Source organism: Corynebacterium sp. LaCa117 (genome assembly GCF_046717765.1).
In the GTDB taxonomy this organism is placed as follows: domain Bacteria; phylum Actinomycetota; class Actinomycetes; order Mycobacteriales; family Mycobacteriaceae; genus Corynebacterium; species Corynebacterium kefirresidentii.
Window position 1 is genome coordinate 15,691 of record NZ_CP177102.1, and the last position, 25,498, is coordinate 41,188.

Sequence of the window (25,498 nt, forward strand, 5' to 3'; positions counted from 1 at the left end):
AATGGGGGCGATGTTGGACGGGAGCGGCATCTACAAGGTTGCGCGGCAGCGCGCCGAAGAGATGCTCGGCTCGCAGGTGCTGCATCCTTTTGGTCCCGACTGGGACGTATTTAAAGTACGCGGCAAAATTTTCTTGCTGTTGACAGCGGTGACCGGTCAACAGCAAATGATCATTAAGGCCGAGCCGGAGGACTGCCAAGCGCTACAGCAGCAGTATCCATTCATTGCGCCGGGCTACCACATGAATAAGCGGCATTGGGTTTCTGTCTATCCACACGCAGATCTGCACGAACGGCTGGTAGAGGAGTTAGTCACGGACTCCTATCGTTTGGTGGTGGAAAAGCTGCCGAGAGGGCGGCGGCCGATCGATCCGTCCTCTGTGCACTAAAGCCCTTTGTATTAAGGACAATGGCGAGTCACTTTAAAATTAAAGCCATGTTGATAGAATAAATCCCATGACCGAGCGCGATGACTACTGGCTAAATGATGAAGAGCTCGCATCATTTATGTCCTTAATGAGCGTAAATATTCGCTTGACCAATATTTTGGATGCTCAGCTGCGTGATGACGCAGGCCTGAGCTTTTTTGAATACACGGTGCTCTCTCGGCTATCTGAGGCGGAAAATCGCGAGATGCGTATGCGTGATTTGGCGATTACCGCCAATGGATCTTTGTCTCGCTTGAGCCAGGTTGTTACGCGCCTAGAAAAACAGGGGTGGGTCGTGCGCCAGCCGTGCCCGACTGACGGCCGCACCACCATGGCACAGCTGACGGATAGCGGCTGGGATAAGGTAGTCGAGACCGCGCCTGGACACGCTAAGCAGGCGCGAAGGTCCGTAATGGATAACCTGACCCGCACGCAGATCCGCCAGATGCTGCAGATCAATCGGCGGATCATAAAGGCCATTGAGAATGATGAGCGCTATGGTGGGCGCTATTAGGCAGTGTGCCTTGCGAGGCTATTGCTTGGGATAGCCGCGGCGGCCCGAGACGGTTTTATCGAATGGGATCCAAAACCGCAGGGCTGCTTCCTTGTTTTTCGAGATGCCGATGCGCGGTCCGCGTACCCATTCTGGTTCGGAGGTTCGCTCAATAATCTGAATTGGTTGGTGGTTATCTTCCAGCGTGAAGCCTAAGGCCTTACCCAAGTTGCCTGGTCCGCGGGCGAGATTATGAAAATCGGTGGTGCCGCGGCGGGCGAAGGCGATATCGGCGCCCTCGATGATTTCGCCGCCGCGCAGCAGGCAGCCTTGGCCGGTGCCATCAGGGGCGCAAACGATATTGACGTTGCGGTGGATACCATAAGAAATATAGACGTAGAACCTACCCGGCGGACCGAACATGGCCGCATTGCGCGGGGTCTTGCCATTGAAGGTATGTGCAGCGGAATCCTCGGCACCGAGGTAAGCCTCAACCTCCGTGAGGCGGATGCTTACCCCGGCATGGGTGAGGGTGCAGCCGAGGAGTTGGGGAGCGACGGCGTCGGCAGTCAGGGCAAAATCAATCATTAACCACGAGCGTAGTAGCGCTTACCTGCTACAGGGGTGCGCAGGAGGCGATCCAAGCTCACGGGCTCGAGGCCCTTCGCGCGCAGGCCGTCGATAACGCAATCGGCGGCGTCCACGGTGGTGGGGTGGATATCGTGCATCAGCACAATGGAGCCGGCGCGGGCGCCTTGCACAGCCGCGGAGCACACATGGTCGGAGTTGCGGTCCTTCCAATCCACGGTGTCGACGTCCCACAGCGCTTGGGAGACGCCCTTATCGCGGGTGGCCTGATCCACGGTGGCGTTGGTCGCGCCATAGGGCGGGCGTACCCAGCGCGTGCCTTGGCCGGTGGCCTTTTTGATGGCGGCATTGCCGGCGTCGATTTCCTGGGATACCTGGTCATAGGACAGGGTGTTGAGCTGGCGGTGGCTCTTGGTGTGGTTGCCGATGGTGTGGCCCTCGGCCTTCATGCGCTTGAGCAGCTCAGGATGCTGATATGCGTTGGGGGCTAGCACCATGAAGCTTGCGTGCGCGTTCTTTGCCTTGAGCTTGTCCAGTAGGCGGTTGGTCTCGGCACCGGGGCCGTCGTCATAGGTGATAGCTACGCAATTGGCACAGTCGACGCCACCTTCGCTGCGCGGCTGCGGCTTCTTTGGAGCTGGGGCGGCGGGTGCCTTCTTCCCGGGGGCAGAGTGTGGAAATGCCTGGGAGCTGAAGTCTTCGACCTGTGCGCGGGCATCCTCGAGGCGATGGTTGATTTCTCCTTGAATATCCGCGCTTGAAGACGCAGGCAATCGTGGGATTTGCGGTAACTGTGCATGAGCGGCTGCTGGCATGGCGGCGGCAATAAGCACGGTGAGTGCAGAGGTGAGGATGCGGCGCATAGTGTTCCTAAAAATGAGGGAAAGTGGACATGATGTGCCCATGACCCTAGCGCTCGAATGTAACCAAAGTGATAGGACATGCCTAAAGTGTCCAAAGTGATTTGAGTGGTTCAGGTTTTAAGCGGTTTGTGGTTGCTTCGGCTGCGGTAGTAAAGTGTGTAGGCACTGGGGCATTAGCTCAATTGGTAGAGCATCTGCTTTGCAAGCAGAAGGTCAGGAGTTCGATTCTCCTATGCTCCACAGCATGAAGTCCGGCTTCCTCTTCGGAGGGCGCCGGACTTTTTCAATGCAATGGGTGGATATACGTTTATGTCGCGCCTTTTGTCCATCTAAACCAGCAAAACCGTCGACGAAAAATGGGGTTTAGATGGACAAAAGTCCTGATCTTCGGAAGTCCGGACAGATAGTGCAAGGTCGCGGGGAGGAAACTTTAAGTACAGTAAGTGGGGAATTATTACTATTACGCGAAACCATTAGGAGACTAACCATGGCCGCCAACGTTCGCTACAACGATCCCTTTACCTCCACAGAGAAGAAAGTTTCGGCGCCGGAGGGCGCAGAATACGTTGTGGTGCGCAAACGTGGCGAGGCCGCAGTGGATGGCGAGGTCATGAGCTTTCACGGCACTCGTGAAGAGGCGCGCGAGGCGGTTATGGCCGGGCTGACCGAGGAATTTAAGACGGCCGTGGATAATGAGCCGATTTACGTTACGCACGCCCGCCTGCGCTCGCTTTAGAAGCGTTTTAGCATCACAAAGTGTCCCTCGTGGCTGCCCACGTGTTCAAAGCCGAGGTGCTCATAGAGCCCCTTCGCGCGGGGGTTATCGGGGTGGACGGCTAGCGAGATGCCGGGGGCATGCAGGGTGTGGGCGAGGGAAATAGCGGCGTCGATAAGCGCGGTGGCAATGCCCTGTCCCTTATAGCGGGCCTCAACCGCGATGGCGATCTCCGGAATGGCGGGCTCGACAAAACCAAAGCCGTGGTTGTCCTCCGTTCCCCAATTGAGCCACACGCCACCGGCCGGGACAAGCTCCTCCCAGGCGATGAAGCCGCCCTGGTTGGGATCCCAATTTTCCACGTAGAAGGCAAAATCATCGGCAAAATCGGGGGAAAGCTCGCCGTGCTCGTCACCGAAGGTATCGGTGAGGAAGTTGAGGCGGGCGAGGTAGGTGCGGTCAGATTCTTGGGTTGCGCGAAGTTCCATGGAATCCACGATAGTCGCCAGTGGTGCACACGGGGTACGCATGCGAAAATCCCCTCCGCACAGGCCAGTGACCTGTGGGAAGGGATGCGGCTGCCGCTTAGGCTAGGTGGTAATTGCGGACGTCGTGACCGTTAAACTCGCGCTCGATACCGGCCTCGTCTACGGAGTGGAAAGTGGTTCCGTTATCGATGGCGAAGCGCAGGTTATCCACGCGAGAGGAAGGGTCTTTAGACACCGCACCCGCTGGGAAGTAGTACGTTGCGCCGTCTTTGAGCTTGACGGTAAGGGTCTCAAAGCTCATTGTTCATCTCCTTGTAGAAAGATCCCTAATGTGGGAATTCAATCAAGAGATTTTTGTCTAAGCAAAGAAATGAGATCTAGGCAACGCTGAATATACCCCCACGGCGGGGTGGAAAGCGTATTTATTCTTTGACCTACAGGCGGTGCTTGCCCTCGTTTTGGTGGTCATCGGTAATGCGGGTGGTATCGGCTGGCTGAGCTTCTTCTTCGCGGTGCTTGGCCAGCTGCTCGTCGATGGAACCCAGCAGTTCCTCATCGCGTACAGCGCCTTCCTCAACGAGGTCAGACTGGGTGTCATTCTCGCTGGTGGAGGTGTAGACCAAGGTGGACTCAGGGGCGGTGTGGGAAGCGGACTGGAAGTCATCCACGCGCGGTGGGGTCTGGGATGGCTTGTCGTTGGAGCGCAGCCAGTAGTAGGCGGCACCGGCCGCGGCGGAAAGCACAGCGATAATGCCGGCGAAGATCCAGCCCTTGGAGGACTTCTGCTTCTTCTGTTTCTTGGCTACCTTGGCGGACTTCTTCTTAAGGTTCTTCTGCGCCTTCTGAGAATCCTTTTTGGCCTGCTTGCGGGCCTTCTTAGCCTTCTTGGTGGCCTCTTCCTTGGCGTCACTAAGGCGCTCGGTGGCGTCCTCGCGGTAGTTGTTGAACTCATCCAGGGCGCGCTCGAGGCGGGAGTGCGCGGCGCGGGTGACGGCGCCTGCCTGGCGGCGGGACTCGGCGAAGCTGCCGTTATCGCGCTCGTCCATCTTCTGCGCGGCCTCCTCTAGGGCGGTGTAGGCTTCGCGGGACTTTTCTTCGCGGTAGTTGTTGAACTGGCTCCACAGGTTCGATGCGGTCTTGAAGGCCACGTTCAGTGTCGTGGGGTTCATGGGGTGGAACACTCCTTAACTCAGATTTATCAATTCGCTTTCACCCAGCATAGTGACGTGTCGGGTGGTGTACCACCGTGAGCGCGAAGGCGTGCAGGGGGAACGTGCCAGAAATAGACCGCTTGGTTCAGAATATACGATTATTATTCGGCCAATTTTTCGCCAACCTCGCAGTTTGCAGGCTTGCAATGGTAATACCATTGCACAATCGCTACCGCGCAAACTGAACAGCTTGGTACGTTTTTGTCAACGCACCGACGACGACCAGCAAAGGAGGTGACCATGAGCCCGCGACTTTCGGCTTCCGCGCCCTTGGATTATGAAAGCGAAGAGGAATCCCATGTGCCTGAGCGCCTCGCCCTTTCCTTCGAGGTAATCCCGCCGCGCCACGATGCCGATGCCGCCAAGATCGACCGCTTACTAGAAGTCCTGGAAAGTTATCACCCCGATTACATCGCTGTGACCAGCTCTCAGCGCTCCGGTTGGTTGGAGGGAACCGCGGCCTTCATTGAGAAGATTTCGCATAACACCTCTATGCGCCCCCTGGCGCACTTAGCGTGCACGGCCGGGACGCGCGACGAGCTCATCGGGTGGATCAATCGCTTGGTAGATGCCGGAGTTCGTGGCCTGCTGGCTCTGCGGGGTGACCTCCCCGAAGGGGGCATGCCAGAGCACTACCTCCAGCATGCCGATGAACTGGTTCGCCTCATCCGGGAATTGGAAAGCCACCAAGCGGCCCGCTTTGCTGCCGGCCGACTCGCTGTAAGTGTGGCGTGCTATCCCAGCGGCCATGCTGAATCCAAAAACGAGGACGAGGACTTCGACGTCCTGCTCAATAAGCAGCGCCTCGGCGCGGACTTCGCCATCACCCAACTCTTTTTTGATGCCGAGGATTTTCTCCGCTTCGCCCAACGGGCGGAGTTGGCCGGGGTGAAAATCCCCCTCATTCCGGGGATTATGCCCATGACCAGCCTGCGCCGGTTGGAACGAATGGGGCAGCTGTCCGGGCTGCCCGTACCCGAAAGGGTGCGTACTCGGCTCGCGGCAGCGAAAACCCCAGAAGAGGAATACGAAATCGGCATGGAGCTTACCGCCCAATTGGCCCGCACCATCGTGGCCGGGGGCGCAGAAGGCCTCCATATCTATACCCACAACAATCCCGACATCACTCAAGACCTGTTATCTCGAATCGGAGTAAGCAATGACGAACACTAATTTCCCCAAGGCGACGATTGAGGGCTACCCTCGCGTCGGCACTAACCGCGAGCTCAAGCGTGCGCTGGAATCCTACTGGGCCGGCCGCATCGATACAGAGACCTTTGAGTCTGCCGCTCATTCCCTGCGCCTGGATACCTATAACCGCTTGCGCGACCTCGGTCTTACTGAGGACTATGCCATTCCAGCCGACGTCGCTTACTACGACCAGGTGCTCGAGACCGCACTGACCGTAGGCGCCGTAGCCGGCGAGACCCTGGATGATGAGTTCACCTTGGCCCGCGGCAATAAGGACACCGCGCCGCTAGAGATGACTAAGTGGTTCGATACCAACTACCACTACATTGTCCCGGAAATTTCTGATGACCAGGACTTTAAGGCGCGCCCACAGCGCGTTATCAAGCTGGTGGAAGAAGCCCGCGCAGCAGGCCACACCGTGCGCCCATACCTCGTCGGCCCGGTTACCCTGCTGGCCCTGTCCAAGCAGGCCGAGGGCGCGACCAAGTCCCCGCTCGACCGCTTGGATGATGCCGTCAAGGCCTACCAGGAGGTACTGGCCGAGCTGGATAAATCCGGCGTGAAGTGGGTACAGCTGGCCGAGCCTGCCCTGGTAGCGGACCTGACCGTTGCCACCGATGAGGAGCTTGCTGCTTACATTAAGAGCGCCTATGAGGCCATCTTGGGTGCGGACAACCGCCCGCAGGTCTACCTCACCACCCCTTATGGCTCCGCGCGCAAGGGCCTTGACGTTCTGGCGGAACTTAAGCCAGAGGCCGTCCAGGTGGATCTTTCCGTGGGCACCCTGGCACTCGATGAGGGCTACCTTGAGCGCGTGAAGAAGCTGAACTCTCACGTGGTTGCCGGGCTTATCGACGGCCGCAATGTCTGGGCCGCCAACCTACGTGACCTGCGCTCCAAGTACGAGGACCTAGAGGGATGCCTCGACTCCCTTTCTGTGTCTACCTCCGTATCCCTGCAGCACGTGCCGCACACCGTGGAGGCAGAAACCAAGCTGCCTGCCGACGTCGCTACGTGGTTCTCCTTCGCCAACGAGAAGGTGAAGGAAGTCGTCGCCCTGTCCCAGGGCCCGCTGGAAGCGCCGGAGGCGTACAACATCAGCGACCGCGCGGTGCGCACCCGTGCTGACTCTGAGCGTATCCACAATGCGGCGGTGAAGGCGCGCATCGAGAAGCTGCCGGCCGGCGAGGTCAAGCGCGAGCCTGCCTTTGCCGAGCGCAACGAGGCACAGAAGGAACTCGGCCTGCCGCAGCTGCCAACCACCACCATCGGCTCCTTCCCCCAGACCAAGGAGATCCGCCAGGCGCGTGCGGCGCACCGCAAGGGCGAGCTTTCCGACGCCGACTACAACGCCGCACTCAAGGATGAGGTCAAGTCCGTCATTGAGCTGCAAGAGCGCCTCGGCCTGGACGTCCTCGTCCACGGCGAGCCGGAGCGCAATGACATGGTGCAGTACTTTGCCGAGCTGCTCGATGGCTTTGTCACCACCGAAAACGGCTGGGTCCAGTCTTATGGCTCCCGCTGCACCCGTCCGCCAATCGTTGTGGGTGACATCTCCCGCCCTGCTGCGATGACCACCGAGTGGTCCAAGTACGCGCAGTCGCTTTCGGAGCACCACGTCAAGGGCATGCTCACCGGCCCGGTGACCATCCTGGCCTGGTCCTTCGTGCGAGATGACGTACACCAGTCCGTCTCCGCGGATCAGCTCGGCGTCGCGCTGGCAGATGAGGTGCATGACCTGGAAGAGGCCGGCATCGACATCATCCAGATCGACGAGCCCGCCCTGCGCGAGCTGCTGCCGCTGCGCGAGGAAGACCGCAAGGCCTACCTGGACTGGGCCGTGCGTTCCTTCCGCCTGGTAGCTCTCGAGGCCAAGCCGACCACCCAGATCCACACCCACCTGTGCTACTCCGAGTTCGGCCAGATCATCGATGCCGTTGCCGGCCTGGATGCCGATGTCACCTCCATCGAGGCGGCCCGCTCCCGCATGGAGCTGCTGGAGGATATCGACGAGACCTTCCACTCCGAAATCGGCCCGGGCATCTACGATATTCACTCCCCGCGCGTGCCTTCCGTAGCGGAGATGGCCGAGCTCATCCGCGCCGCGCTCAAGGACGTACCGGTCGAGCGCCTGTGGGTTAACCCGGACTGCGGCCTGAAGACCCGCGGCTACGAGGAGACCGAGGCCTCCCTGCGCAATATGGTGCTGGCTCGCGATGAGGTGCGCGAGTCCCTCTAACACCTCCCTAATCGCACCGCAATCCCGGCCGGGTAAAGAATAAAAATTCTTATTTGGCTGGGATTTCGCGCTGTGCCTTGCGGCGCTTATTGATCCAGCCGATGATCATCGGCAGCACGGAAATTGCCACTACGATCAGCATGATGATGTCGATGGAGTGAGCAATACCCGGGATGCCGCCCAGCAGTACGCCGACGAGCAGCATGGAACCTACCCAGCCTATGCCGCCAAGGATATTCCAGCGCAGGAACGAGGAGTAGCCCATTTCTGCGGTACCCGCGGCGAAGGGGACGAAGGTGCGCACAATCGGCACGAAGCGTCCCAGTACTAGGGCTACCGGGCCGTGGCGCTGGAAGAAGTCCTCCGCGCTATCGAGGTGTTCGGTGCGCAGGACGCGGGCATCGTCCTTGAAAAGCTTGCGGCCAAAGCGGCGGCCCAAGTAGAAGCCCACCTGGTCGCCGGCAAAGGCGGCCACCGCGGCCACGACAAAGAGCAGCCAGGCGTTGATGTCGAGTTCGTGGCGCAGGATGGCCGCGGTAACGAGCAAAGAATCACCCGGCAGGAACGGGAAAAGCACGCCGGACTCGATGAAGATGACCACGGCGACGCCGAGGAGGATATAAGGTCCAAAGCTTTGGAGCAGGGAACCTGCGTCCATAAGGTTGTGGAGGGAGGACAAGAAATCCATGTGTGGATCCTTTCTTAGTGGTTCCTTTAGTATCCTCCGCAAACTGCAAAGTAGCTGCGAATCCACTGGGTGTCCGAATGGAACCGATATGTTTCTTTTCTCCTCCTAGCTTCCGGGTAAGAAACATCACTAACGTGGGAGTATGAACCACTCCGCATTCCGCAATAGTCAAGACACTTTTCTCTCCGACGCCCTCGCTGGGCTCATCGCCAACCACCCCGATGCTCGCTGGCACGACGTTGGCTTCATTGGCCGCACCACGCCGCTGCGCACCGCGGATGGTGATCCGGCAGTGGCGGTGATTTCCGGTGGCGGTTCCGGTCACGAACCGATGCATGCCGGGTTTGTCGGCCAGGGCATGCTCGCAGCGGCCTGCCCGGGATTGCTCTTTACCTCCCCGAACGCGGTCCAGGTCAGCGAGGCCACCCAGTGGGCTGACCAGGGCAGGGGAGTAGTCCACGTAGTGAAGAATTACACCGGAGACGTCATGAACTTCACCGTCGCCCGCAACGCCGCCGAGGCGGTAGACACCCGCACGGTGCTGGTGGCCGATGATATTGCCACCGATGGCAATGAGGACGGGCCCGGCCGCCGCGGTACGGGCGCGACCATCCTGGTGGAAAAGGTCGCAGGCGCCGCCGCCTACCGCGGCGATGATGTGGACACGGTCGCTGAGTTGGGCAAGCGAGCCGCGGAGAATTCCCGCAGCATGTCCGTGGCGCTGGGCGCCGGTTTCATGCCGACCAGCGGCCGCGAAACCTTCGATCTCGAGGCCGGCCAGATGGAGGTGGGCGTGGGCATTCACGGCGAGCCGGGCACCCACACCGAGCAGGTAGATAGCGCGAGCGCCATTGTGAACCAGGTCCTGGAAAAGATCGTGCCCGCCCTTGACCTGGGCCAGGGCGATGAGGTGGTGTGCCTGGTCAATGGCCTCGGCGGTACCACCCCGCTGGAGTTGAGCCTGCTCTTTGGCGAGGCCTCCGCGCAGCTGGCCCAGCGCGGCGTCACCGTCGCCCGGTCGTTGGTGGGCTCCTACGTCACCGCGGTCAATATGCACGGCGCTTCCTTTACGCTGCTCAAGGCGGATGCGGAGCTGCTCGAGCTTATCGACGCCCCCACGTCCGCCCCCGCCTGGCCCCATACCCTAGGCGGTGCGAAGGCGGTGGAACCGGCCACCATCACCTTCCAGGATGAGCTGCCCAGCGAAGGTGAGGAGAACCAGTGGCTCACCGCCTTTGTGGAACGCCTCCAAGCATCCTTTGAGGCGCTGACCGAGCTGGATCGCAAGGCCGGCGACGGCGACTTTGGCCAGAACATGGAGGCGGCCTTCGGCGGCATCGAGCTTCCCTTGCGCGGCACGGATACGGAGATCCTCACCGGGCTGGCCAAGCGCCTGCTCGTCCTCGCCGGTGGTACCTCCGGCGCCGTCTTCGGCACGCTCTTTAATGAATTGGCCCGCGCGGAGTCGCTGGCGGACGGGCTCAATGATGCGGCCGACCTCATCCACGAGCTTGGTGGCGCGAAGCGCGGCGATCGCACCATGCTCGATGCCCTCATCCCTGCCGCAGAAAAGGCCTGCGAATTGGGGGCGAAGCATCCGGACCCGGAGACTTTGCAGGCGCTTTTCGACGCCGCGCATGCCGGTGCCCTCGACACCGAGGACCTCGCGGCAAAGAAGGGCCGCGCCTCCTACCTGGGAGATCGCAGCAAGGGAGTAATCGATCCGGGCGCCCTCGTGGTCAGCTGGCTCTTTGGTGGAGAACCACTTTCAGCGCGCTAAGCGAGCGCAGATCCCCATTCCCCGCACGGTCGAGGTGGAGCGCGTGCAGGCCCGCCGTGCGCGCGCCCTGCACATCGTTGGCTAGGGAATCGCCCACCATGAGCGTGTCCGCGGGGGCCGCGCCCAGCTGATCGCAGGCGGCAAGGTAGGCCGCGCGCTGCGGTTTGGGGCAGCCGAGGTCGACGGTGGGGATGAGGTGGACGTCGGCAAGCGCAAGGCCCGTGGCCTCCAGCTTTGCCTGCTGCATCTCGCGCTCGCCATTGGTGAGCACGCCCACCTGAAAGCCGGACTCGAGGGCCCAGGTGAGGGTGGGCAGGGCGTCGGCAAAAGCGCGCCACTGCTCCCGGTAGGCGGAAAGATAGCCGTCATAGGCGGCCAGCGCCTCAGCATCGTTCATCTCCCGGCTGAGGAATTCGCGGCAGCGCGCCGCCCGCTGACCCTGGTGGGTGACCTCGCCGCGCTCGTAGGCGCTGAACCAGGTGCGCTCGATGGCCGCAAAGCGCGCATGCTGGCCCTCGGGGAGTCCTAGCTCGCGGCACCACTGATCCACTGCGTCCCGGGCCGCGCCGGTGTGGTCGAGCAAGGTGTCATCCAGATCGAAAAGTAGCGCGCGAATCATGCCTTCAGGCTAGCGCGATCGCTGACAGCGTTATGTCATGCGCGGCAGGCGCGCGTTAAATTCTTTACAATGGCTGGCATGACTCAGAAGACCGCAACTGCAACGATGCATACCAACTACGGCGACATTGTTATCGATCTCTTCGGTAACCACGCACCGGTAACCGTTGAAAACTTCATTGGCCTAGCCAAGGGCGAGAAGGACTACTCCACCCAGAACGCAAAGGGCGAGCAGTCCGGCCCGTTCTATGACGGCGCAATCTTCCACCGCATCATCGAGAACTTCATGATCCAGGGCGGCGACCCTACCGGCACCGGCCGCGGTGGCCCGGGCTACCAGTTCCAGGACGAGTTCCACCCGGAGCTGCAGTTTGACCGCCCATTCCTGCTGGCCATGGCCAATGCCGGCCCAGGCACCAACGGCTCCCAGTTCTTCATCACCGTGGCGCCGACCCCGCACCTGAACAACCACCACACCATCTTTGGTGAGGTAACTGACGCTGCTTCCCAGGAGGTCGTGTCCAAGATCGCCAAGGTGGATACCGACCGCATGGACCGTCCGCACGAGGACGTTGTTATCGAGTCCATCGATATCGCGTAATCGCCTTTTCCTCGGGCCCGTCACCGCATTATTCGTGCGGCGGCGGGCTCGTTGCAGTTTTCCCCGAGCTATCCACAGCTTGATCCCCGCCTAAAGGACTGACAACTTCATGACCATGGTGAGAAACTATGTCCGCGCTACCCCAGCGACCGCACTCATTGCCGCCGTGTGCATCATCGCTTGGCTGATTACCGCGGTGCAGGCGCGCACGCTAGGAGCCACCTTCTATGATTCCCCGCTCGCAGCGGATTGGGGTCTGTGGGGACCGGATTATCCCTTCCACCCTCAGACTGCGCTGTCTTCGGAGTTCATGCACCTAGACGCGGGTCACTTGGCGGTGAATATGATCATGCTCTTGCTCATAGGCAGGGAAGTGGAGCGGACGCTTGGCACTGGGTTGTATCTTGCCGCTTATTTCACCTCTTGCCTAGGTGCGTCTGCCATGATCTTGAAATTCGACTTCAATACCCCCACCGTCGGCGCCTCCGGTGCGCTCTTCGCGCTCATGGTCATGCTGGTAGGTGCTTATCGTCAGCGCGGACTCGATCTCCGCGCGCCCATCGCCCTGGTTGTGGCGAACGTGGCCTATACCTTCCTGGCCAATGGCGTATCCCTATGGGGACACTTGGGTGGGTTGTGCACAGGTCTTGTGTTGAGCCTTGTTCTCTATCGAAAAAGCTCCTCTCTTCGCTGGGGCGGTGTTGTTGTGGTGGCCGCGATACTCCTCGCGTTCTTGGCCCAACAAGCTGGGTTTTGGGGATAACTGTGAATTTTGATCACCGGAAAGCATGTGCGAAAGAATTCCACAATGTTTATCCACAATGTGGATAACTACATTTTTGTAATTTACCGAACGCTTTTCCGGAGTTTTCCCTGATCACGCTGGTCTAGACCGTGCGGAAGTAAGAAAATCCGCCTGTGGAAGTCCGTGAAAACAGTTATCCACAGGGTGTTAATAATTGTGTGAAATTCACATTTCACAGGCTTTCTCCACAGCCTGTGGATAACTTTCTACCCACTGTGTGAGCAAGACTGATAAATTTGGGTACTGACCTGCATAAGGAGCATTGTGGATTATCAACCTCGCGCTGTGATCGTCGGCGCAGGACCTAATGGACTCACGGCCGCGGCGCGTTTGGCCATGGCTGGCTGGAGCGTGGATATCTACGAACGGGCTGACTGGGCCGGTGGTGCGGCAGCCTCCTCGGCGGAGATTTTTCCGGGCACGATTGTGGATCTCGGAGCGGCCGGGCACCCCTTTGGCGTGGCGAGTCCGGCGTTCCGCGCCCTCGATCTGGAATCCCATGGTTTGCGGTGGCTTAACGCCCCCTATCCCATGGCCCATCCGCTAGAGGGAGCCCCGGCCGGGATCTTGCAGGGTTCCTTGGCGGATACGGCCGCGGAGTTGGGAGCCGATGCCGGCGCGTGGACGCGGTTGCACGGACACATTGTCCGGCACATTGATGAGCATGTGGCGAATGCACTAACGCCGCTGGTGCGTTGGCCCGATCGCCCCGTGCGCTTGGCACAGTTTGGCGCGGCCGGCATCGCGCCCGCCAGCAGCTTGGCGCGGGTGGCATTTGATACGCCACAGGCCCGCGCCCTCTTCGCGGGCAGCGCGGTACACGCGATTACCTCGCCTACGAGGCCATTTACCTCCGCATTCGGCCTGCTCTTTGGCGGGTTGGGTATGACCCGCGGCTGGCCCGTGGTGGAGGGCGGCACCGGCGCTCTTATCGACGCCCTCTTAAACCTCCTCCGTTCCCATCATGCCCGCCTCCACACCGGACGCGAGGTTCGCGACCTGCGGGAATTGCCCGAAGCTGAGGCGATTATTCTGAACCTGACCCCGCGGCAGATCCTGGGTCTGCCGGGACTGGAGCTTCCCAGCCGTGTTCGCCGGAGCCTGGCAGGCTGGCGATATGGCAGCGCCGTCTTCAAAGTGGATTTCCACCTCAGCGAGCCCGTGCCGTGGACCGACCCGCGCGTGGGCCAGGCCGGCACCGTGCATGTGGGAGGTACGGTGGAGGAGATCTGTAGGGCAGAGGGGGACGTCGGTAAGCGGCGCATGCCCGAGCGACCCCTAGTATTGGCATGCCAGCAATACGTGGCTGACCCTTCCCGGGGGCTCACGCTGTGGACTTATGCGCACGTCCCGCGCGGCTATGCGGAGCGCTATCCGGGTGAGGTAACCGAGCTGATTACTGCGCAGATCGAACGCTTTGCCCCCGGTTTTCGGGATACCATCCTGGCTACCCACGCCACTAGCCCGGCCGAGCTGGAGCGGTGGAATCCCAACCTGGTGGGAGGCGATATCGCCGGCGGATCCATGACTGGGCTGCAAACTCTCCTGCGGCCACGCCTTTCGCCCCATCCGCATCGCCTCGCTCCGGGAGTATATATGGCCTCCAGCTCCGCCGCTCCCGGTGCTGGAGTGCACGGTATGCCGGGATGGTGGGCCGCCGAGGAAGCGCTCAGCGGGTGGAAAGGCGGCGCTGCCAGAAAAAGAGGCCCGCGCCGATGAGCCAGAGAGTCGCAGCGGCGAAGTACCCAGGGATGGTCGTGGTGCGGGGCAAGTAGGAACTGCCTGGGACGAGCCCTGCTATGACAGGCTCGAGGAGGAAGCCCAGGACGGCGAGATAGTCGAACCACCGGAACTGGGCCGAGGCCGCGCCGGCCAGCCCCAATACCGGTCCAGAGATGAGCGCCAGGATAAACCACTGGGCGTTGTACTCAAATGCCTCGCGCCAGTTGTACACACCGAAGACCACGAGCAAGGCGTAGTGCACGGCCAGCATCAAGATGATAATTCCCGTACCGGCCAGGAGTGCCTTGAGCCACCGGCCCGAAAAATTCTTGCCTATGAGGTAGCTAAAGATTCCCCACACCATGCCCGAGCCCAGGACGTTGCCTAGGTAGTTGCGCACGGAAAGGCGGAGGGGAGCGGCGCCGGTGAGTAGGGTGGTATCGGAAAACGCGATGTGCACGGCCGCGTAGGCCACCGAAATGATGAGGCCAGCAGCAAGAATATGGCGAGACATGTGGCTCCTAGATATGAAGAACCCTCGCCACCTACAGGAAGGAGGCGAGGGAACAGGCTGGGAGGTCTAGCTTAGCGCCATCCCATGGTCATCAGCAGGCCGATGATGGCCAAGCCAAAGCCAATGCCATAATTCCAAGCGCCGAGGTCCGCCATGAACGGGATGTCCTGGCCAGCGAGGTAATTGACCACGAGCCACAGCAAGCCGATGACCATCAGGCCTAGCATGATGGCTACGTACCACTTCGGGGTGCCCTCCGAATTGATCTTGACGGGGGTGCGGTTGGTAGCAGAGCTCGAGGTAGGGACGGAGGAGCTCTGAGAAATCTTTGACTTCGGCATAAGATACCTTTTCTAGATTTAAGTTCTTATCTAAGTTCGTACTGAGACCTTAGGATACCAGCAGCTATGGCTGCGGCAGAAGTGCAGCGGGGTCGAAATTCCACAAGCGGACCTCAATGTTTTGATCCTTACGCATGGTATCGCCTGGATTCACAGAGGCCCAGCCAATCTTATTATTATCCACCAGCGCGCCGGTCGGCACGGGCTCACCCGGCACCAGCTGGCCAGTCCAGCCAGCCGCGCGGAGCTCATCTTCGGCCTGCTTCTGACTCTGTCTTACCAGGTCAGGAGCCTTAAAGAGCATGCCATTGGAGACCTCAACGGTGACCGGCTTGCCCTTTTCCAGCTCCGCGCCCTCATTGGATACGCTTAGCACCGTGCCCTTCGGCTCCAAGGAATCGACCTCGCGCACGTCTACATCAAAGTCACTGGATTCGAGGCGGCTCTGGGCATCTTCTACATTCATTCCGGAAACATTGGGCACGCGCTTCTTTTCGACGCCCTTAGATACCGTCACCCGTACCTTCGATCCCTTAGACAGCTGCGTGCCGCCGGCCGGATCCTGCTTGATGATTTGGCCGGCTGGTGCTTCATCGTTTTCCTCCGAAACGTCGGAGTTGAGTGCCAAGCCCGCCTCTTCGAGGGCCTGGGAGGCTTCATCCAAGGTCATGCCGGTGATGTCCGGGACATCTGTAATTTCCTTACCAGAGGACACGGTCAACGTAACCGAAGCATTCTTTTGCAGCTCGGAACCCGGGGCGGGGTTGATGCGGATGACATTATTGCGAGGGATATCCGGGTTGGCTTCCTCGTTGACGGTAACCTGTAGGCCCATGTCTTCGAGTTCCTTAACCACTTCATTGCGTGGGCGGTTTTCCACCTCTGGCACGATGATCTTGTCGTGCGGGGCAGATTGGGTCTGGCGTGGCTTTTCGGGATCCTCCTTGTCATTGGAGAAGAAGTCCCATGCGAAGTAGCCCACGATAGCTACTAGAAGGGCAGCCAAGAAGGCAGCCAACCACTTCATCCAGCCGCCGCCCTGCTTGTCATCCTCTTCGGAGGGGCGGGTGGATTGAATCGGTGCGCGGTGCGCTGCCGCAGGGGCCGCGGCGGCACCCACCATCTCGGTAGGCTGCTCGACCTCGTCCTCATTAACATGCATGCGCGCTGCTGCGGTGACCTGTCCATTGCGCAGGCGTTCCAAATCGCCGGCCATCTCCCAGGCGGATTGGTAACGATCCGCAGGGTGCTTCGCCATTGCGGTAAGCACCACCGCATCAATATTGACGCGCTGGGTGGGGGTTAGTGAAGGATCCGCGATGAGCTCCGACGGTGGTGTCGGCTCTTCCTGTACGTGCTGATAAGCAACCGCAAACGGGGTTTCGCCCTCAAATGGGGTCTGACCGGTAAGGGCCTCGTAGAGCACGCAGCCCAGTGCATAGACATCCGAGCGGGCATCCGCGTTCTTACCGCGGGCTTGCTCGGGAGAAAGATATTGGGCAGTGCCGATAACGGCGGAGGTTTGCGTCATCGCCGAGGTGGAATCATCCAAGGCGCGAGCGATGCCGAAGTCCATCACCTTCACCTGGCCGGTGTTGGTGAGCATAATATTTGCCGGCTTGATATCGCGGTGGATAATGCCGGCTTCGTGCGAGGCTTGCAGTGCATCCGCTACCGGTTTGAGGATATCCGCCGCTTCTTGGGCGGATAGTGCTCCATCCTCGCGAATGATATCGCGCAAGGTGCGGCCATTGACCCGCTCCATGACGATATACGGGATGGTCATGCCATCCAGCTCGGTTTCCCCGGTGTCATAAACCGCCACGATATTGGGGTGATTCAACTTGCCCGAGTTCTGGGCCTCGCGGTAAAAACGCTCCCGGAAATTGACGTCGCGCGCCATTTCCGGGCGGAGCATCTTTACCGCAACCTGGCGGCCTAGGACAGTGTCTTCGGCAGCATAGACCTCAGACATGCCGCCGGCGCCGATGATCTCGCCTCTCCGATAGCGGTCATTGACCATCGCTTAGTCACCCTCCTGTGTCAGTAAATCAGCCAAGTCTCCGGGGAGCTCATTAGCCTGCGAGTTTACTGGAGTATCCAGCTCAGGTGTGTTTTCAACGTGCGTATCCTGCGGATTCTGTTGCGTCGGTAGGGCCGGGGGCTGCTGTTGGTGGGTGGGCGAGTGGCGCGTGGGTGTCTCACGGTGAGTAGTACGCGGAGTCTCTTCTTGCTCCGTCTCCTGCGGCTCGGTCTCTGTCACCGTCACCGGTGCTGGGGCCTCTTCCGTATCTTCGTCCGGGGTGTCTTGGTGGGTGGTGGTGGGATCGCGGTACTCCGTCACCACCGAGGTTTCCAGCGTGCTGGAGGGTGCGCTCGTTCCCTCGCTATCGCTTAGCTGCTGGTAGGCGAGGTAACCGCCGCCGGCCAAGGCCGCGAGGAGCAAGGTGATGCCCAGGCCCTTCAGAAAGGAGGAGCCACCTTTCGATTCCTTAACTGGAGCGGTTCCCGCTGCCGGATGGATCGTGGTGGGTTGGGCAACGTTGCCCAGCATCTCCGTCGAGGCGGACGGCGATGGTTCTGGTGCGCGCTGCGCTAGCGGAGCGGACTTGGGCTGCGGCGGGCGCTTGCCCAAGCGGACTGCGGAGATGGCTAGAGTGAACTCGTTGCCATCGGCGTAGCGGGTGGCCGGATCCTTGCGCAACGCAATGCGAATGAGCTCGCGAGCTGGGGCACTGATATTCGTCGATAGCGGCTCCGGCTCCTGGTTGATATGCGCTAGGGCGATGGACACGGAGGAATCTCCGGTAAAGGGACGCTTGCCGGCGAGCATTTCATAGCCAACGACGCCGAGCGAATAGACGTCGGAAGCCGGCGTCACATCCTTGCCTTGTGCTTGCTCGGGGGACACATACTGTGCGGTGCCTACCACCATGCCGGTGCGAGTCAGCGGCACGGCTGCGGCCGCCTTGGCAATGCCAAAGTCCGTGATCTTGACCTGGCCATTTTGCGTAATGAGCAAGTTGCCGGGCTTAATATCGCGGTGTACGAGCTCCATGCGGTGAATGATGGACAGGCCATGCGCAGCCTGCTCGAGGACGTCGAGAGCCAGCTCCTCCTGCAGCGTATTTTCGCGCGCCAGTAGGTCTGCAAGGGATTCGCCACGGACGTATTCCAAGGCCATGAAACAGAATTTGCGGCCGTTGTCTTCCAACTCGCGGTAGTCATAGGTAGCTACCACGTTCTCGGACTGAATAGATTCGGCCGATTTCGCCTCGTTGCGGAAACGCGAGAGGAACTCTTGGTTATCGGAAAATTCCGGGCGTAGAACCTTGAGTGCGACTTCCCGATCATTGCGGGTGTCATCGGCCAACCACACGGTGGACATTCCGCCGTGGCCGATTACCCACTGCAGCTCGTAGTCGCTGCCAATCAGTGCCTGGAGATGTTCCTTATTCTCGGCGCTATTCATTACTGCTCCCCCTGGTATGCGCGCAGGATAGCGCGGCCAATTGGGCCGGAAATCTTGCCGCCCGTCGCGGACTCACCTAAGTTACCACCATTTTTTACCACGACGCCCACTGCGATATCCCGCTCCGGATCGAAGGCAACGTACCACACGTGCGGGGCTAGGCCCTCGCCATGCTCAGCGGTACCGGTCTTGGAAGCAAAGCCATTGCCATCATATCCAGCGGAGGAACGCTCCGAGGCATACATCAAATCAGTAAGCGTAGCCGCAGTTTCCTCATCAACCGCCTGGTCCGCCTTCTTTGGTTTGGTGGTGCGGATGTCCTTCATCTGGGAGTCGGTAATGCGATTGACCAGGTAAGGCTGCATGCGGGTGCCCTTATTGGCCACGGTGCCCGCCATAACAGCGGCTTGCAGCGCGGTCATGGTGACATCACGCTGACCAATGGCGGACTGCGCCGTGGCCGCCCCATCCGGCAAATCACCCAAGGTACCGGCGGAGGTGGAGACGCCGAGGTCATAGTTTTCTCCCACGCCAAAGGCCTTGGCATACTTGCGCAATTCATCTGCGCCGAGCTGCTCCGACATCTCCACAAAAGCGGTATTGCACGACAGTGCAAAGGCGGTCTGCAGGGTTACCGCATCTTGGCCGTTGCACTTTTGGTTGGCATAGTTAGTCAGCTCCGTCACCGTGTCAGGCAAGGTAATGACATTGGAACCGGTCAAGGTGGAGGAAGGATTAAAGCCATTGTTCAGGCCGGCTGCGGTGGTGATGATCTTGAAAATGGAACCAGGAGGCAGCGTTTCTGCACCGGCGTGGTTGACCAGCGGCTGCCCCTCCTGCTCCTGCAGGTTGGCCCAAACGTCCTCGGCGGAATCGCCCATCAGATCATTCGGGTTATAGCCAGGGTTGGAGGCCATAGCCAGAATCTTGCCGGTGGAAGGCTGAATGGCAACCGCAGAGCCCTCGTAACCCGGGCCCACAAGCTGATCATAGGCAGCCTGCTGGAGTGCAGGATCGATGGTGACCTCTACATTTGCGCCCTGCTTCGGCTTATCGGCCAGAGCATCGAGCCAGTTTTGCTTCATCAATGAATCATCGGTGCCATTGAGGATGTCATTTTGGGAGGACTCTAGTCCCGAGGCACCAAATTGGCTAGACAGGTAGCCGGTCAAGTTGCCAAAGGCCGGTGAATCAATGGGGTAGGAGCGCGAGTAGGTCTCGTCTGGGTTCTGCGTCGACTGTGCCAATACGGTATTGCCCGCGAAGATCTGTCCGCGCGGGGTGGTCTGCATTTCCATGAAGCCGCGCATATTCCGCGGATTATGGGCGTATTTATCTTCAGAAAAAGCCTGAATCACCGTCAAGTTGACCAGCAAGATGGCCGTCAAAATGATGGCGAATAAGGACACTAGACGGATGGATCTATTCATCGGTGAGCCTCCTGGACCGACGGGAACATGGAGGTATCGCTCGGCGCATTGCTCGAGGTCTCCTGCATGGGGCGACGAGCCGCGTTAGAGATCCGCAGCAAGATCGCCAATAACACATAGTTAGCCATGAGAGAGGAACCACCGGCAGACATGAACGGCGTGGTCAAACCGGTCATCGGCAGCAGGGCGGAAATGCCGCCGGTGACCACAAAGACCTGGACTGCCAAGGTAAGAGAAAGACCGGAAGCCACCAGCTTGCCATAGGTATCGCGGGTGCGCAGCGCAGTGCCAAAGCCGCGGATGGCCAGCATACCGAAAAGCACCAGTACGCCGGCGAGGCCAATGAGGCCGAACTCCTCACCGATTGCAGCAAGGATGTAATCCGAGTGGGCCACCGGAACGAGTTCTGGATGCCCCTCGCCCAAGCCGCTGCCAGAGATACCACCGGAAGACAAGCCGAATAGCGACTGGGAGAGCTGGAAACCCGTGACGTCATAATTGCCCAGCGGGTCTAGGAAGTTAGAAAAGCGTTGCTGGATTTTCGCGGAGATCTGATAAATACCGAAACCACCTACACCGACGAGGACAACGCCGATAAGCAGCCAGCTCACCCGGCCCGTGGCCATAAACAGCATGCCAAGGACGGTGCTAAACAGCAGCAGCGCTGGGCCGAAGTCATTGGAGATACCCATGATGACGATCGCGACGGCCCAAATGATCAGGATGGGTGCGAGGTCGCGCAAGCGCGGCAGGGAGATACCCAGTACTCGGTATCCCGCCACGGTAAATAGGGAGCGCTTCTGCGTCAGCAGCATGGCAAAGAACAAGATCAGCAAGATCTTGGAGAACTCGCCGGGCTGGATTGAAAACGGACCCAAGTTTATCCAGATGCGTGCCTCCACGTCCGCAGGCTGCGGCCATACTAGCGGCAGGGCCAGCAGGACAAGGCCTGCGGCACCCAAGATATAGGAGTAGCGCGTCAGCGAGCGGTGATCCTTCAAAATGGCCAAGACCAGCACGAAGAGTACGAGTCCGACGACGGTCCACATGACCTGACGCACCGCGAGCCCGCTTTCTTTAACCAGATCTAGGCGGGCCAACATGATGAGCCCGATGCCATTGAGGATCGCCACGATGGGCAGCATGATCTGATCGGCATAAGGTGCTAAGAAGCACATCACCAGATGGGCGACGGTAAAGATGCCAATGAACCCGCCAATGAGATAAACCAGGTCCATGGTCAGAGCGTTGTCCTGGGAAAGCTCCAAGCTCACCAAGGTAATAGCGAAGACAATGGCGGCTAGGATGAGCAGGCCGAGTTCGGTCCCTCGGCTAAAAAACTTTTTCACAACCTACACCTCCCGGCAGGTGACGCCAGGCTTGTTTTTCTTGGCATCCTTCTTATCTTTTTGGCTCGGCGCTGTAATACATGGCTTGAGCGCCTTATCGCCCAAATCATTGACTTGCTGCTGCACCTCACCCAGATCACCAGTGGAGAGATGGTCGACGGCGCTGCGTTCAGATTCCGGTAGGTCCGTAACCTTTAGCGGTGCAAAGTCGCCCTTGCATGGCTCGCCGGAAAAGAGGAGCGAATTGCTGTCATTGATGCACACGTATTGGTTCGTGGAGTGTAGTTCCTTGCCAAAGACGGAGTAATCAGCACCCTGTTGGATGGTGATTTCCTGTTCCTCGTTGGTAGCTACGTAATACTTATTGGACAAGAAGTTCTTTGCCCACAGTCCGGCACCGATGACCAGCGCGAGGACGATGAGCAGGGCAAGAAGGACCTTCCAGCCGGTCTTTCGGCCGGAAGTTTCCTCCTCCGCTTCGTCCTCAGTGGGCTCCGGGCGCTCGTCCTCGGCATCCGCCATGACGGCCGGCGGAATTACCTGAGGCTTGCGGGAGAGTTGTGCCGCCCGCGAGGCGGAAGAATCCGGATGGGTTGGGTCTTCCGTAGGGCCCGCGAGGGCGCCCACGCGGAATGGTTTGTGCTCCTGGGGGCTTTCCTCAGTTACCTCACCGATAACCACGGTGACATTATCCGGGCCTCCGGAGCGGATGGCTAGGTCCACCAGGGTGGAGCCGGCCTGCTCAATGCTGCCTTGCCCCAGTGCGGTCTCAATGGTGGATGCGGTTACCGGATCCGAAAGCCCATCGGAGCACAACAGGATACGGTCGCCGGGCTTGGCGTCGAGAGTAAATAGCGTTGCTTCGACCGGGCGGCCCGTATAGGCCTTTAGGATGAGGGACTTTTGCGGGTGCGACGAGACGTCGCCTGGGTCCAGTTCGCCCTTATCCACCAGGGATTGCACGTAGGTATCATCCTTGGTGATCTGCTCGAGTTTGCCGTCGCGCAGCAGGTATCCGCGGGAATCACCCACGTGGCAGACGCCGAAATCCGTGCCGTTGAAGAGCATGGTGGATAGCGTGGTGCCCATGCCTTCGGTTTCTGGATGGGCCTTGACGTGATCACTGATGGCCTCATTGGCCTGGTCAGCGGCCGCTTCCAGCAGTGCTTTAGTGTCTTCTTGGCCCGGATCTTGGTCCAAAATTTCTAGGTGGTTGACCATCAGCTCGGAGGCAACCTCGCCCGCCGCGTGGCCGCCCATGCCATCGGCCAAGATCAAAAGGTGAGGACCGGCGTAGCCTGAGTCCTCGTTGTTATCGCGAATGAGGCCGCGATCGGACTTAGCAAAGAAGTTCAGCTTCAGTGTCATGCGTTCAACCTCACGGTAGTGCGGCCCAGCTTAATTTCGGAGTCCGCGCCGACTACCTCGGGTTGGTCGATGCGCACGCCATTGACAAAGGTGCCATTGCGAGATTCCAAATCTTCTACTACCCATTCGCTACCGCGGCGGAATAGCCGGGCATGGTGGCCAGAAGAATAATCATCGCCCGTGACAAAATCGCAATCAGAAGCTCGGCCCAGCGTGCAATCCTCTAGTGTGCCCAATTCCATGTGGGAGCCTTGCAACGGCCCCTCAACGATGGACAGCTGCTTAATCGCTTCCCGACGCCGCGGTGCCCCCACCTTCTTCGACTGCTGGCGGATAGCACCGGCGGACTTATTGGTATCGCGGCGCATGGCGTTCAAGGCCACCAGGATAAAAATCCAGAGCAGAGCCAACAAGCCGATGCGAAGCGCCAGCATGATGACTGCATCCATGGCGACCTCCCTTCCTTAACTGAACTTAGTAGCTGTGCGAATCAAGGCCCGTGATGCGGACCTCGATGTGGGAATGGCCCATGGTGATCACGTCGCCGTCGGCAAGCAGCCAATTATCAATCGGCGTTTCATTCACGGTGGTGCCATTGGTGGACTGCAAATCCACCAAAACCGCATCCTGGCCGTTCCAGGTAATCTCCGCGTGCTGGCGGGATACGCCCGTATCCGGAAGCCGCAGGTCGGCGTCGTTGCTGCGGCCGATAATATTGGAGCCTTCTTGCACGTGATAAACGCGCGAGGAGCCATCCTGCAGCATCAGGTTGACTGCGGGGCCCTGTGGCTGCGGAGCGGGTTGACTATCTGGAGCAATGAAAGCGGTAGTTACCGCGTCATCAGCCGTATTCTCGTGCTGCTCGGTCATCTGGTCCTCCTGACCATCAAAGTCGTGGAAAATAGCCTCAAAACCGGTCTCTTCCGTGGGCTCGTGATCAATAAACGAGGACACGCGAAGCTGACCCGTGCGCAAACCAGATTCTTCTGCCACTCGCACAATCACGGGGCCCGCAAGGGACCATCCGCTATTGCGAATGAAGCGCGTCAACTGGTCTGCACAATCGGCCGGCAGATTGCGATCCTGCGACAAGTTCTCCAAATCCTTGGAGGAGACACCCACAGTCATTACGTTCGGACTATAAAGGTTGTCATCGTCGCCGCGCGCGAGATTGTCCTGAGCTTCTTGCTTTAAAAGCTCATCAATTTCCGCGGGAACGACCTTGCCGCCGAAGACAAGGGCCATGCCGTTATCAAGGCCGCGTTGCATGGCGGAGTCCAGCTTCGCCAGCTTTTCTAAAAACGCCACGAGCCATTCTCCTTTCCACCATGCAGCGATCAGTAGCGATCAGTATAGTTTGTTCACCCCCTCGAAACGTAGATGGCGACGCGAAAGTTCCCAGAAATTTCCCTTCTCTTTGCCCGAAATAGTTTATTTTTCCTGCAGATTTGTAGTTCTGAGCAGCATTCGTGGTATCTTTATCAAGTCGCTAAGACATCCACACCCTGCCCGGGTGGCGGAATTGGCAGACGCGCTGGCTTCAGGTGCCAGTGTTCGATAAGGACGTGCGGGTTCAAGTCCCGCCCCGGGCACCATGAGCAGTTGAACAAACTGCACGACCGGAAGTAACAAACTCGAAAGGGTATGTTACCTCCGGTTTCTTTCGTTTTCCGGTTTTTAAGGGCCGAGGATTGAACGTGCGGGGATTGAGGGCGCACATCCCGTTTGAGGGCAATGTTTGATGTGACGATGGGTTATGGGTTCGCGAGTTCGGAGGGATTTCGCTAGGAGCGGAATCCGTGGCTTTTTTATGTGGGGATGGGGATTATTGACGGCATGGAACAATCAACGAAGAAAGCCGCATTAGTTACTGGTGGGTCGCGTGGTATTGGACGTGCGGTAGTAGAAACCCTTGCACGGGGTGGGTACGACGTTGTACTGACGTGGAATAGTAACCGCACCGCTGCGGATGAGGCGGTCACTGATTTGTCGTCCCGGGGCTATCAGGTTCGTGCTGTACGTGCAGATCTAAGTGCCAGTGATTCTGTCGAAGAAACGGTTAAAGAGCTAGCGCAAGAAGGTCCTTTTAATGTCGTTGTCAACAACGCCAGTGCCGGAACTGAGATCGGGCCCATAGTTGATACTGAGTTAGACGAATGGAATAAGGCCATCACTATTAATGCGACGGCCCCTTTCCTGCTTATTAAGCATCTTGCTCCTTCGATGCCTCAGGGAAGTTCCATTATTAATATTTCGTCGTTGAATACTTTGTTGCCGCAACCTGGGATCGCTGAGTATTGCGCGGGGAAGTCTGCTTTGGAAGCACTGACGCAAGTAGCTGCTAAAGAACTTGCAGCTAAAGATATTACGGTCAACGCAATTCGGCCAGGAGTAACAGATACCGACGGCCAGCGAGAGGCCAATCCGGACCCGGAACTAAGGCAACAGCTCGCACAGATGACCCCTATGGGTAGGTTGGGCCGCCCGGAAGATATTGCAAAGGTAGCCGCTTTCCTTGCGGGGCCAGAGTCGCGCTGGGTTACTGGCCAAATGATTACGGCCTCAGGCGGACTGTAAATCGGTGCTTGGATGTGT

26 protein-coding genes and 2 tRNA genes are annotated in these 25,498 nt (G+C 59.3%); 12 read left to right on the forward strand and 16 right to left on the reverse strand.

What is annotated here, in order from left to right; genetic code table 11:
- Positions 1-10: 10 nt before the first annotated feature.
- Together ACLI1L_RS00080 and ACLI1L_RS00085 are read left to right on the forward strand one after the other, a co-directional pair.
- On the forward strand, positions 11-388 hold the full coding sequence (locus ACLI1L_RS00080; RefSeq protein ID WP_200436167.1) for an MmcQ/YjbR family DNA-binding protein: 378 nt from the start codon (positions 11-13) through the stop codon (positions 386-388).
- A 67-nt stretch (positions 389-455) separates the two neighbouring features.
- Positions 456-941, forward strand: a complete 486-nt coding sequence (locus ACLI1L_RS00085) for a MarR family winged helix-turn-helix transcriptional regulator (RefSeq protein ID WP_086589162.1) — start codon at positions 456-458, stop codon at positions 939-941.
- Between the two features lie 18 nt (positions 942-959).
- On the opposite strand, the gene ACLI1L_RS00090 is transcribed toward ACLI1L_RS00085, so the two are convergent.
- Entirely contained in the window at positions 960-1,508 is a 549-nt protein-coding gene (locus tag ACLI1L_RS00090; protein WP_200436168.1) for a DNA-3-methyladenine glycosylase, read from the reverse strand.
- Complete coding sequence (locus ACLI1L_RS00095) at positions 1,508-2,371, reverse strand: polysaccharide deacetylase family protein (protein ID WP_005329703.1); 864 nt, start codon at positions 2,369-2,371, stop codon at positions 1,508-1,510. The genes ACLI1L_RS00090 and ACLI1L_RS00095 overlap by 1 nt, the downstream gene beginning before the upstream one ends.
- 167 nt (positions 2,372-2,538) lie before the next feature.
- On the opposite strand from ACLI1L_RS00095, the gene ACLI1L_RS00100 reads away from it, so the two are divergent.
- Together ACLI1L_RS00100 and ACLI1L_RS00105 are read left to right on the forward strand one after the other, a co-directional pair.
- Positions 2,539-2,611: transfer RNA gene (locus ACLI1L_RS00100), tRNA-Ala, on the forward strand.
- Between the two features lie 247 nt (positions 2,612-2,858).
- Positions 2,859-3,107: a hypothetical protein gene (locus tag ACLI1L_RS00105; protein ID WP_005329702.1), complete on the forward strand. Its 249-nt coding sequence runs from the start codon at positions 2,859-2,861 to the stop codon at positions 3,105-3,107.
- Here ACLI1L_RS00105 and ACLI1L_RS00110 read toward each other — a convergent pair.
- From ACLI1L_RS00110 to ACLI1L_RS00120, 3 genes are all read right to left on the reverse strand, one after another.
- Positions 3,104-3,574 (reverse strand): GNAT family N-acetyltransferase, encoded by a 471-nt coding sequence (locus tag ACLI1L_RS00110; RefSeq protein ID WP_034668745.1) that lies wholly within the window; start codon positions 3,572-3,574, stop codon positions 3,104-3,106. The genes ACLI1L_RS00105 and ACLI1L_RS00110 overlap by 4 nt on opposite strands.
- A gap of 97 nt (positions 3,575-3,671) precedes the next feature.
- Positions 3,672-3,875 carry a hypothetical protein gene (locus ACLI1L_RS00115; RefSeq protein ID WP_005329698.1) on the reverse strand — a complete coding sequence of 68 codons (204 nt, stop codon included), beginning with the start codon at positions 3,873-3,875 and terminating at the stop codon, positions 3,672-3,674.
- A gap of 133 nt (positions 3,876-4,008) precedes the next feature.
- Positions 4,009-4,743 (reverse strand): hypothetical protein, encoded by a 735-nt coding sequence (locus ACLI1L_RS00120; RefSeq protein WP_005329697.1) that lies wholly within the window; start codon positions 4,741-4,743, stop codon positions 4,009-4,011.
- Positions 4,744-5,025: 282 nt separating this feature from the next.
- Here ACLI1L_RS00120 and ACLI1L_RS00125 point away from each other — a divergent pair, with 282 nt between their 5' ends.
- Entirely contained in the window at positions 5,026-5,958 is a 933-nt protein-coding gene (locus ACLI1L_RS00125) for a methylenetetrahydrofolate reductase (RefSeq protein ID WP_248099367.1), read from the forward strand.
- Positions 5,945-8,215: a 5-methyltetrahydropteroyltriglutamate--homocysteine S-methyltransferase gene (metE, locus tag ACLI1L_RS00130; protein WP_411707721.1), complete on the forward strand. Its 2,271-nt coding sequence runs from the start codon at positions 5,945-5,947 to the stop codon at positions 8,213-8,215. The genes ACLI1L_RS00125 and metE overlap by 14 nt, the downstream gene beginning before the upstream one ends.
- A 49-nt stretch (positions 8,216-8,264) precedes the next feature.
- On the opposite strand, the gene ACLI1L_RS00135 is transcribed toward metE, so the two are convergent.
- Positions 8,265-8,903, reverse strand: coding sequence for a DedA family protein (locus ACLI1L_RS00135; RefSeq protein ID WP_150850937.1), 639 nt, complete (start codon positions 8,901-8,903; stop codon positions 8,265-8,267).
- Positions 8,904-9,045: 142 nt separating this feature from the next.
- On the opposite strand from ACLI1L_RS00135, the gene ACLI1L_RS00140 reads away from it, so the two are divergent.
- On the forward strand, positions 9,046-10,683 hold the full coding sequence (locus ACLI1L_RS00140) for a dihydroxyacetone kinase family protein (protein WP_411707722.1): 1,638 nt from the start codon (positions 9,046-9,048) through the stop codon (positions 10,681-10,683).
- Here the strand turns inward: ACLI1L_RS00140 and ACLI1L_RS00145 are convergent.
- Positions 10,643-11,302 carry an HAD family hydrolase gene (locus tag ACLI1L_RS00145; RefSeq protein ID WP_411707723.1) on the reverse strand — a complete coding sequence of 220 codons (660 nt, stop codon included), beginning with the start codon at positions 11,300-11,302 and terminating at the stop codon, positions 10,643-10,645. The genes ACLI1L_RS00140 and ACLI1L_RS00145 overlap by 41 nt on opposite strands.
- 69 nt (positions 11,303-11,371) lie before the next feature.
- On the opposite strand from ACLI1L_RS00145, the gene ACLI1L_RS00150 reads away from it, so the two are divergent.
- From ACLI1L_RS00150 to ACLI1L_RS00160, 3 genes are all read left to right on the forward strand, one after another.
- Complete coding sequence (locus ACLI1L_RS00150) at positions 11,372-11,902, forward strand: peptidylprolyl isomerase (RefSeq protein WP_034668743.1); 531 nt, start codon at positions 11,372-11,374, stop codon at positions 11,900-11,902.
- A gap of 109 nt (positions 11,903-12,011) precedes the next feature.
- Positions 12,012-12,665 carry a rhomboid family intramembrane serine protease gene (locus ACLI1L_RS00155; protein WP_411707724.1) on the forward strand — a complete coding sequence of 218 codons (654 nt, stop codon included), beginning with the start codon at positions 12,012-12,014 and terminating at the stop codon, positions 12,663-12,665.
- 306 nt (positions 12,666-12,971) lie between these two features.
- Entirely contained in the window at positions 12,972-14,426 is a 1,455-nt protein-coding gene (locus ACLI1L_RS00160; protein WP_411707725.1) for a phytoene desaturase family protein, read from the forward strand.
- Here ACLI1L_RS00160 and ACLI1L_RS00165 read toward each other — a convergent pair.
- The 9 genes from ACLI1L_RS00165 to ACLI1L_RS00205 all read right to left on the reverse strand — a co-directional run bounded on the left by ACLI1L_RS00165 (position 14,377) and on the right by ACLI1L_RS00205 (position 24,211).
- Entirely contained in the window at positions 14,377-14,943 is a 567-nt protein-coding gene (locus ACLI1L_RS00165; protein ID WP_411707726.1) for a hypothetical protein, read from the reverse strand. The two genes, ACLI1L_RS00160 and ACLI1L_RS00165, sit on opposite strands and share 50 nt — an antisense overlap.
- A gap of 71 nt (positions 14,944-15,014) precedes the next feature.
- Complete coding sequence (crgA, locus tag ACLI1L_RS00170) at positions 15,015-15,284, reverse strand: cell division protein CrgA (RefSeq protein WP_005326260.1); 270 nt, start codon at positions 15,282-15,284, stop codon at positions 15,015-15,017.
- A gap of 64 nt (positions 15,285-15,348) precedes the next feature.
- Positions 15,349-17,307 (reverse strand): Stk1 family PASTA domain-containing Ser/Thr kinase, encoded by a 1,959-nt coding sequence (gene pknB, locus ACLI1L_RS00175; protein ID WP_411707727.1) that lies wholly within the window; start codon positions 17,305-17,307, stop codon positions 15,349-15,351.
- A gap of 3 nt (positions 17,308-17,310) precedes the next feature.
- Complete coding sequence (locus ACLI1L_RS00180) at positions 17,311-18,756, reverse strand: serine/threonine-protein kinase (protein WP_411707728.1); 1,446 nt, start codon at positions 18,754-18,756, stop codon at positions 17,311-17,313.
- Positions 18,756-20,186, reverse strand: a complete 1,431-nt coding sequence (locus ACLI1L_RS00185) for a penicillin-binding transpeptidase domain-containing protein (protein WP_411707729.1) — start codon at positions 20,184-20,186, stop codon at positions 18,756-18,758. The genes ACLI1L_RS00180 and ACLI1L_RS00185 overlap by 1 nt, the downstream gene beginning before the upstream one ends.
- Positions 20,183-21,535, reverse strand: a complete 1,353-nt coding sequence (locus ACLI1L_RS00190) for an FtsW/RodA/SpoVE family cell cycle protein (protein ID WP_086589191.1) — start codon at positions 21,533-21,535, stop codon at positions 20,183-20,185. The genes ACLI1L_RS00185 and ACLI1L_RS00190 overlap by 4 nt, the downstream gene beginning before the upstream one ends.
- Before the next feature lie 3 nt (positions 21,536-21,538).
- A complete protein-coding gene (locus ACLI1L_RS00195) occupies positions 21,539-22,903 on the reverse strand; it encodes a PP2C family protein-serine/threonine phosphatase (RefSeq protein ID WP_411707730.1) in 1,365 nt (454 codons plus the stop codon).
- Entirely contained in the window at positions 22,900-23,352 is a 453-nt protein-coding gene (locus tag ACLI1L_RS00200; protein ID WP_005329668.1) for an FHA domain-containing protein, read from the reverse strand. The genes ACLI1L_RS00195 and ACLI1L_RS00200 overlap by 4 nt, the downstream gene beginning before the upstream one ends.
- Before the next feature lie 25 nt (positions 23,353-23,377).
- Complete coding sequence (locus ACLI1L_RS00205; RefSeq protein ID WP_005329666.1) at positions 23,378-24,211, reverse strand: DUF3662 and FHA domain-containing protein; 834 nt, start codon at positions 24,209-24,211, stop codon at positions 23,378-23,380.
- A gap of 199 nt (positions 24,212-24,410) precedes the next feature.
- Between ACLI1L_RS00205 and ACLI1L_RS00210 the strand changes: the two genes are divergently transcribed.
- Together ACLI1L_RS00210 and ACLI1L_RS00215 are read left to right on the forward strand one after the other, a co-directional pair.
- Positions 24,411-24,498: transfer RNA gene (locus ACLI1L_RS00210), tRNA-Leu, on the forward strand.
- Between the two features lie 241 nt (positions 24,499-24,739).
- Entirely contained in the window at positions 24,740-25,480 is a 741-nt protein-coding gene (locus ACLI1L_RS00215; protein ID WP_239194784.1) for an SDR family NAD(P)-dependent oxidoreductase, read from the forward strand.
- The last annotated feature ends 18 nt before the right edge of the window (positions 25,481-25,498 follow it).

Bases quoted from the DNA above. Each gene is read 5' to 3' on its own strand.
- ACLI1L_RS00195 (WP_411707730.1), bottom strand. From the start codon at position 22,903: ATGACACTGAAGCTGAACTTCTTTGCTAAGTCCGATCGCGGCCTCATT.
- ACLI1L_RS00125 (WP_248099367.1), top strand. From the start codon at position 5,026: ATGAGCCCGCGACTTTCGGCTTCCGCGCCCTTGGATTATGAAAGCGAA.
- ACLI1L_RS00135 (WP_150850937.1), bottom strand. From the start codon at position 8,903: ATGGATTTCTTGTCCTCCCTCCACAACCTTATGGACGCAGGTTCCCTG.
- ACLI1L_RS00110 (WP_034668745.1), bottom strand. From the start codon at position 3,574: ATGGAACTTCGCGCAACCCAAGAATCTGACCGCACCTACCTCGCCCGC.
- ACLI1L_RS00120 (WP_005329697.1), bottom strand. From the start codon at position 4,743: ATGAACCCCACGACACTGAACGTGGCCTTCAAGACCGCATCGAACCTG.
- ACLI1L_RS00215 (WP_239194784.1), top strand. From the start codon at position 24,740: ATGGAACAATCAACGAAGAAAGCCGCATTAGTTACTGGTGGGTCGCGT.
- ACLI1L_RS00155 (WP_411707724.1), top strand. From the start codon at position 12,012: ATGACCATGGTGAGAAACTATGTCCGCGCTACCCCAGCGACCGCACTC.
- ACLI1L_RS00165 (WP_411707726.1), bottom strand. From the start codon at position 14,943: ATGTCTCGCCATATTCTTGCTGCTGGCCTCATCATTTCGGTGGCCTAC.
- ACLI1L_RS00090 (WP_200436168.1), bottom strand. From the start codon at position 1,508: ATGATTGATTTTGCCCTGACTGCCGACGCCGTCGCTCCCCAACTCCTC.
- ACLI1L_RS00185 (WP_411707729.1), bottom strand. From the start codon at position 20,186: ATGAATAGATCCATCCGTCTAGTGTCCTTATTCGCCATCATTTTGACG.
- ACLI1L_RS00180 (WP_411707728.1), bottom strand. From the start codon at position 18,756: ATGAATAGCGCCGAGAATAAGGAACATCTCCAGGCACTGATTGGCAGC.
- ACLI1L_RS00115 (WP_005329698.1), bottom strand. From the start codon at position 3,875: ATGAGCTTTGAGACCCTTACCGTCAAGCTCAAAGACGGCGCAACGTAC.
- ACLI1L_RS00145 (WP_411707723.1), bottom strand. From the start codon at position 11,302: ATGATTCGCGCGCTACTTTTCGATCTGGATGACACCTTGCTCGACCAC.
- metE (WP_411707721.1), top strand. From the start codon at position 5,945: ATGACGAACACTAATTTCCCCAAGGCGACGATTGAGGGCTACCCTCGC.
- ACLI1L_RS00105 (WP_005329702.1), top strand. From the start codon at position 2,859: ATGGCCGCCAACGTTCGCTACAACGATCCCTTTACCTCCACAGAGAAG.
- ACLI1L_RS00150 (WP_034668743.1), top strand. From the start codon at position 11,372: ATGGCTGGCATGACTCAGAAGACCGCAACTGCAACGATGCATACCAAC.
- ACLI1L_RS00140 (WP_411707722.1), top strand. From the start codon at position 9,046: ATGAACCACTCCGCATTCCGCAATAGTCAAGACACTTTTCTCTCCGAC.
- ACLI1L_RS00080 (WP_200436167.1), top strand. From the start codon at position 11: ATGTTGGACGGGAGCGGCATCTACAAGGTTGCGCGGCAGCGCGCCGAA.
- ACLI1L_RS00200 (WP_005329668.1), bottom strand. From the start codon at position 23,352: ATGGATGCAGTCATCATGCTGGCGCTTCGCATCGGCTTGTTGGCTCTG.
- crgA (WP_005326260.1), bottom strand. From the start codon at position 15,284: ATGCCGAAGTCAAAGATTTCTCAGAGCTCCTCCGTCCCTACCTCGAGC.
- pknB (WP_411707727.1), bottom strand. From the start codon at position 17,307: ATGGTCAATGACCGCTATCGGAGAGGCGAGATCATCGGCGCCGGCGGC.
- ACLI1L_RS00085 (WP_086589162.1), top strand. From the start codon at position 456: ATGACCGAGCGCGATGACTACTGGCTAAATGATGAAGAGCTCGCATCA.
- ACLI1L_RS00095 (WP_005329703.1), bottom strand. From the start codon at position 2,371: ATGCGCCGCATCCTCACCTCTGCACTCACCGTGCTTATTGCCGCCGCC.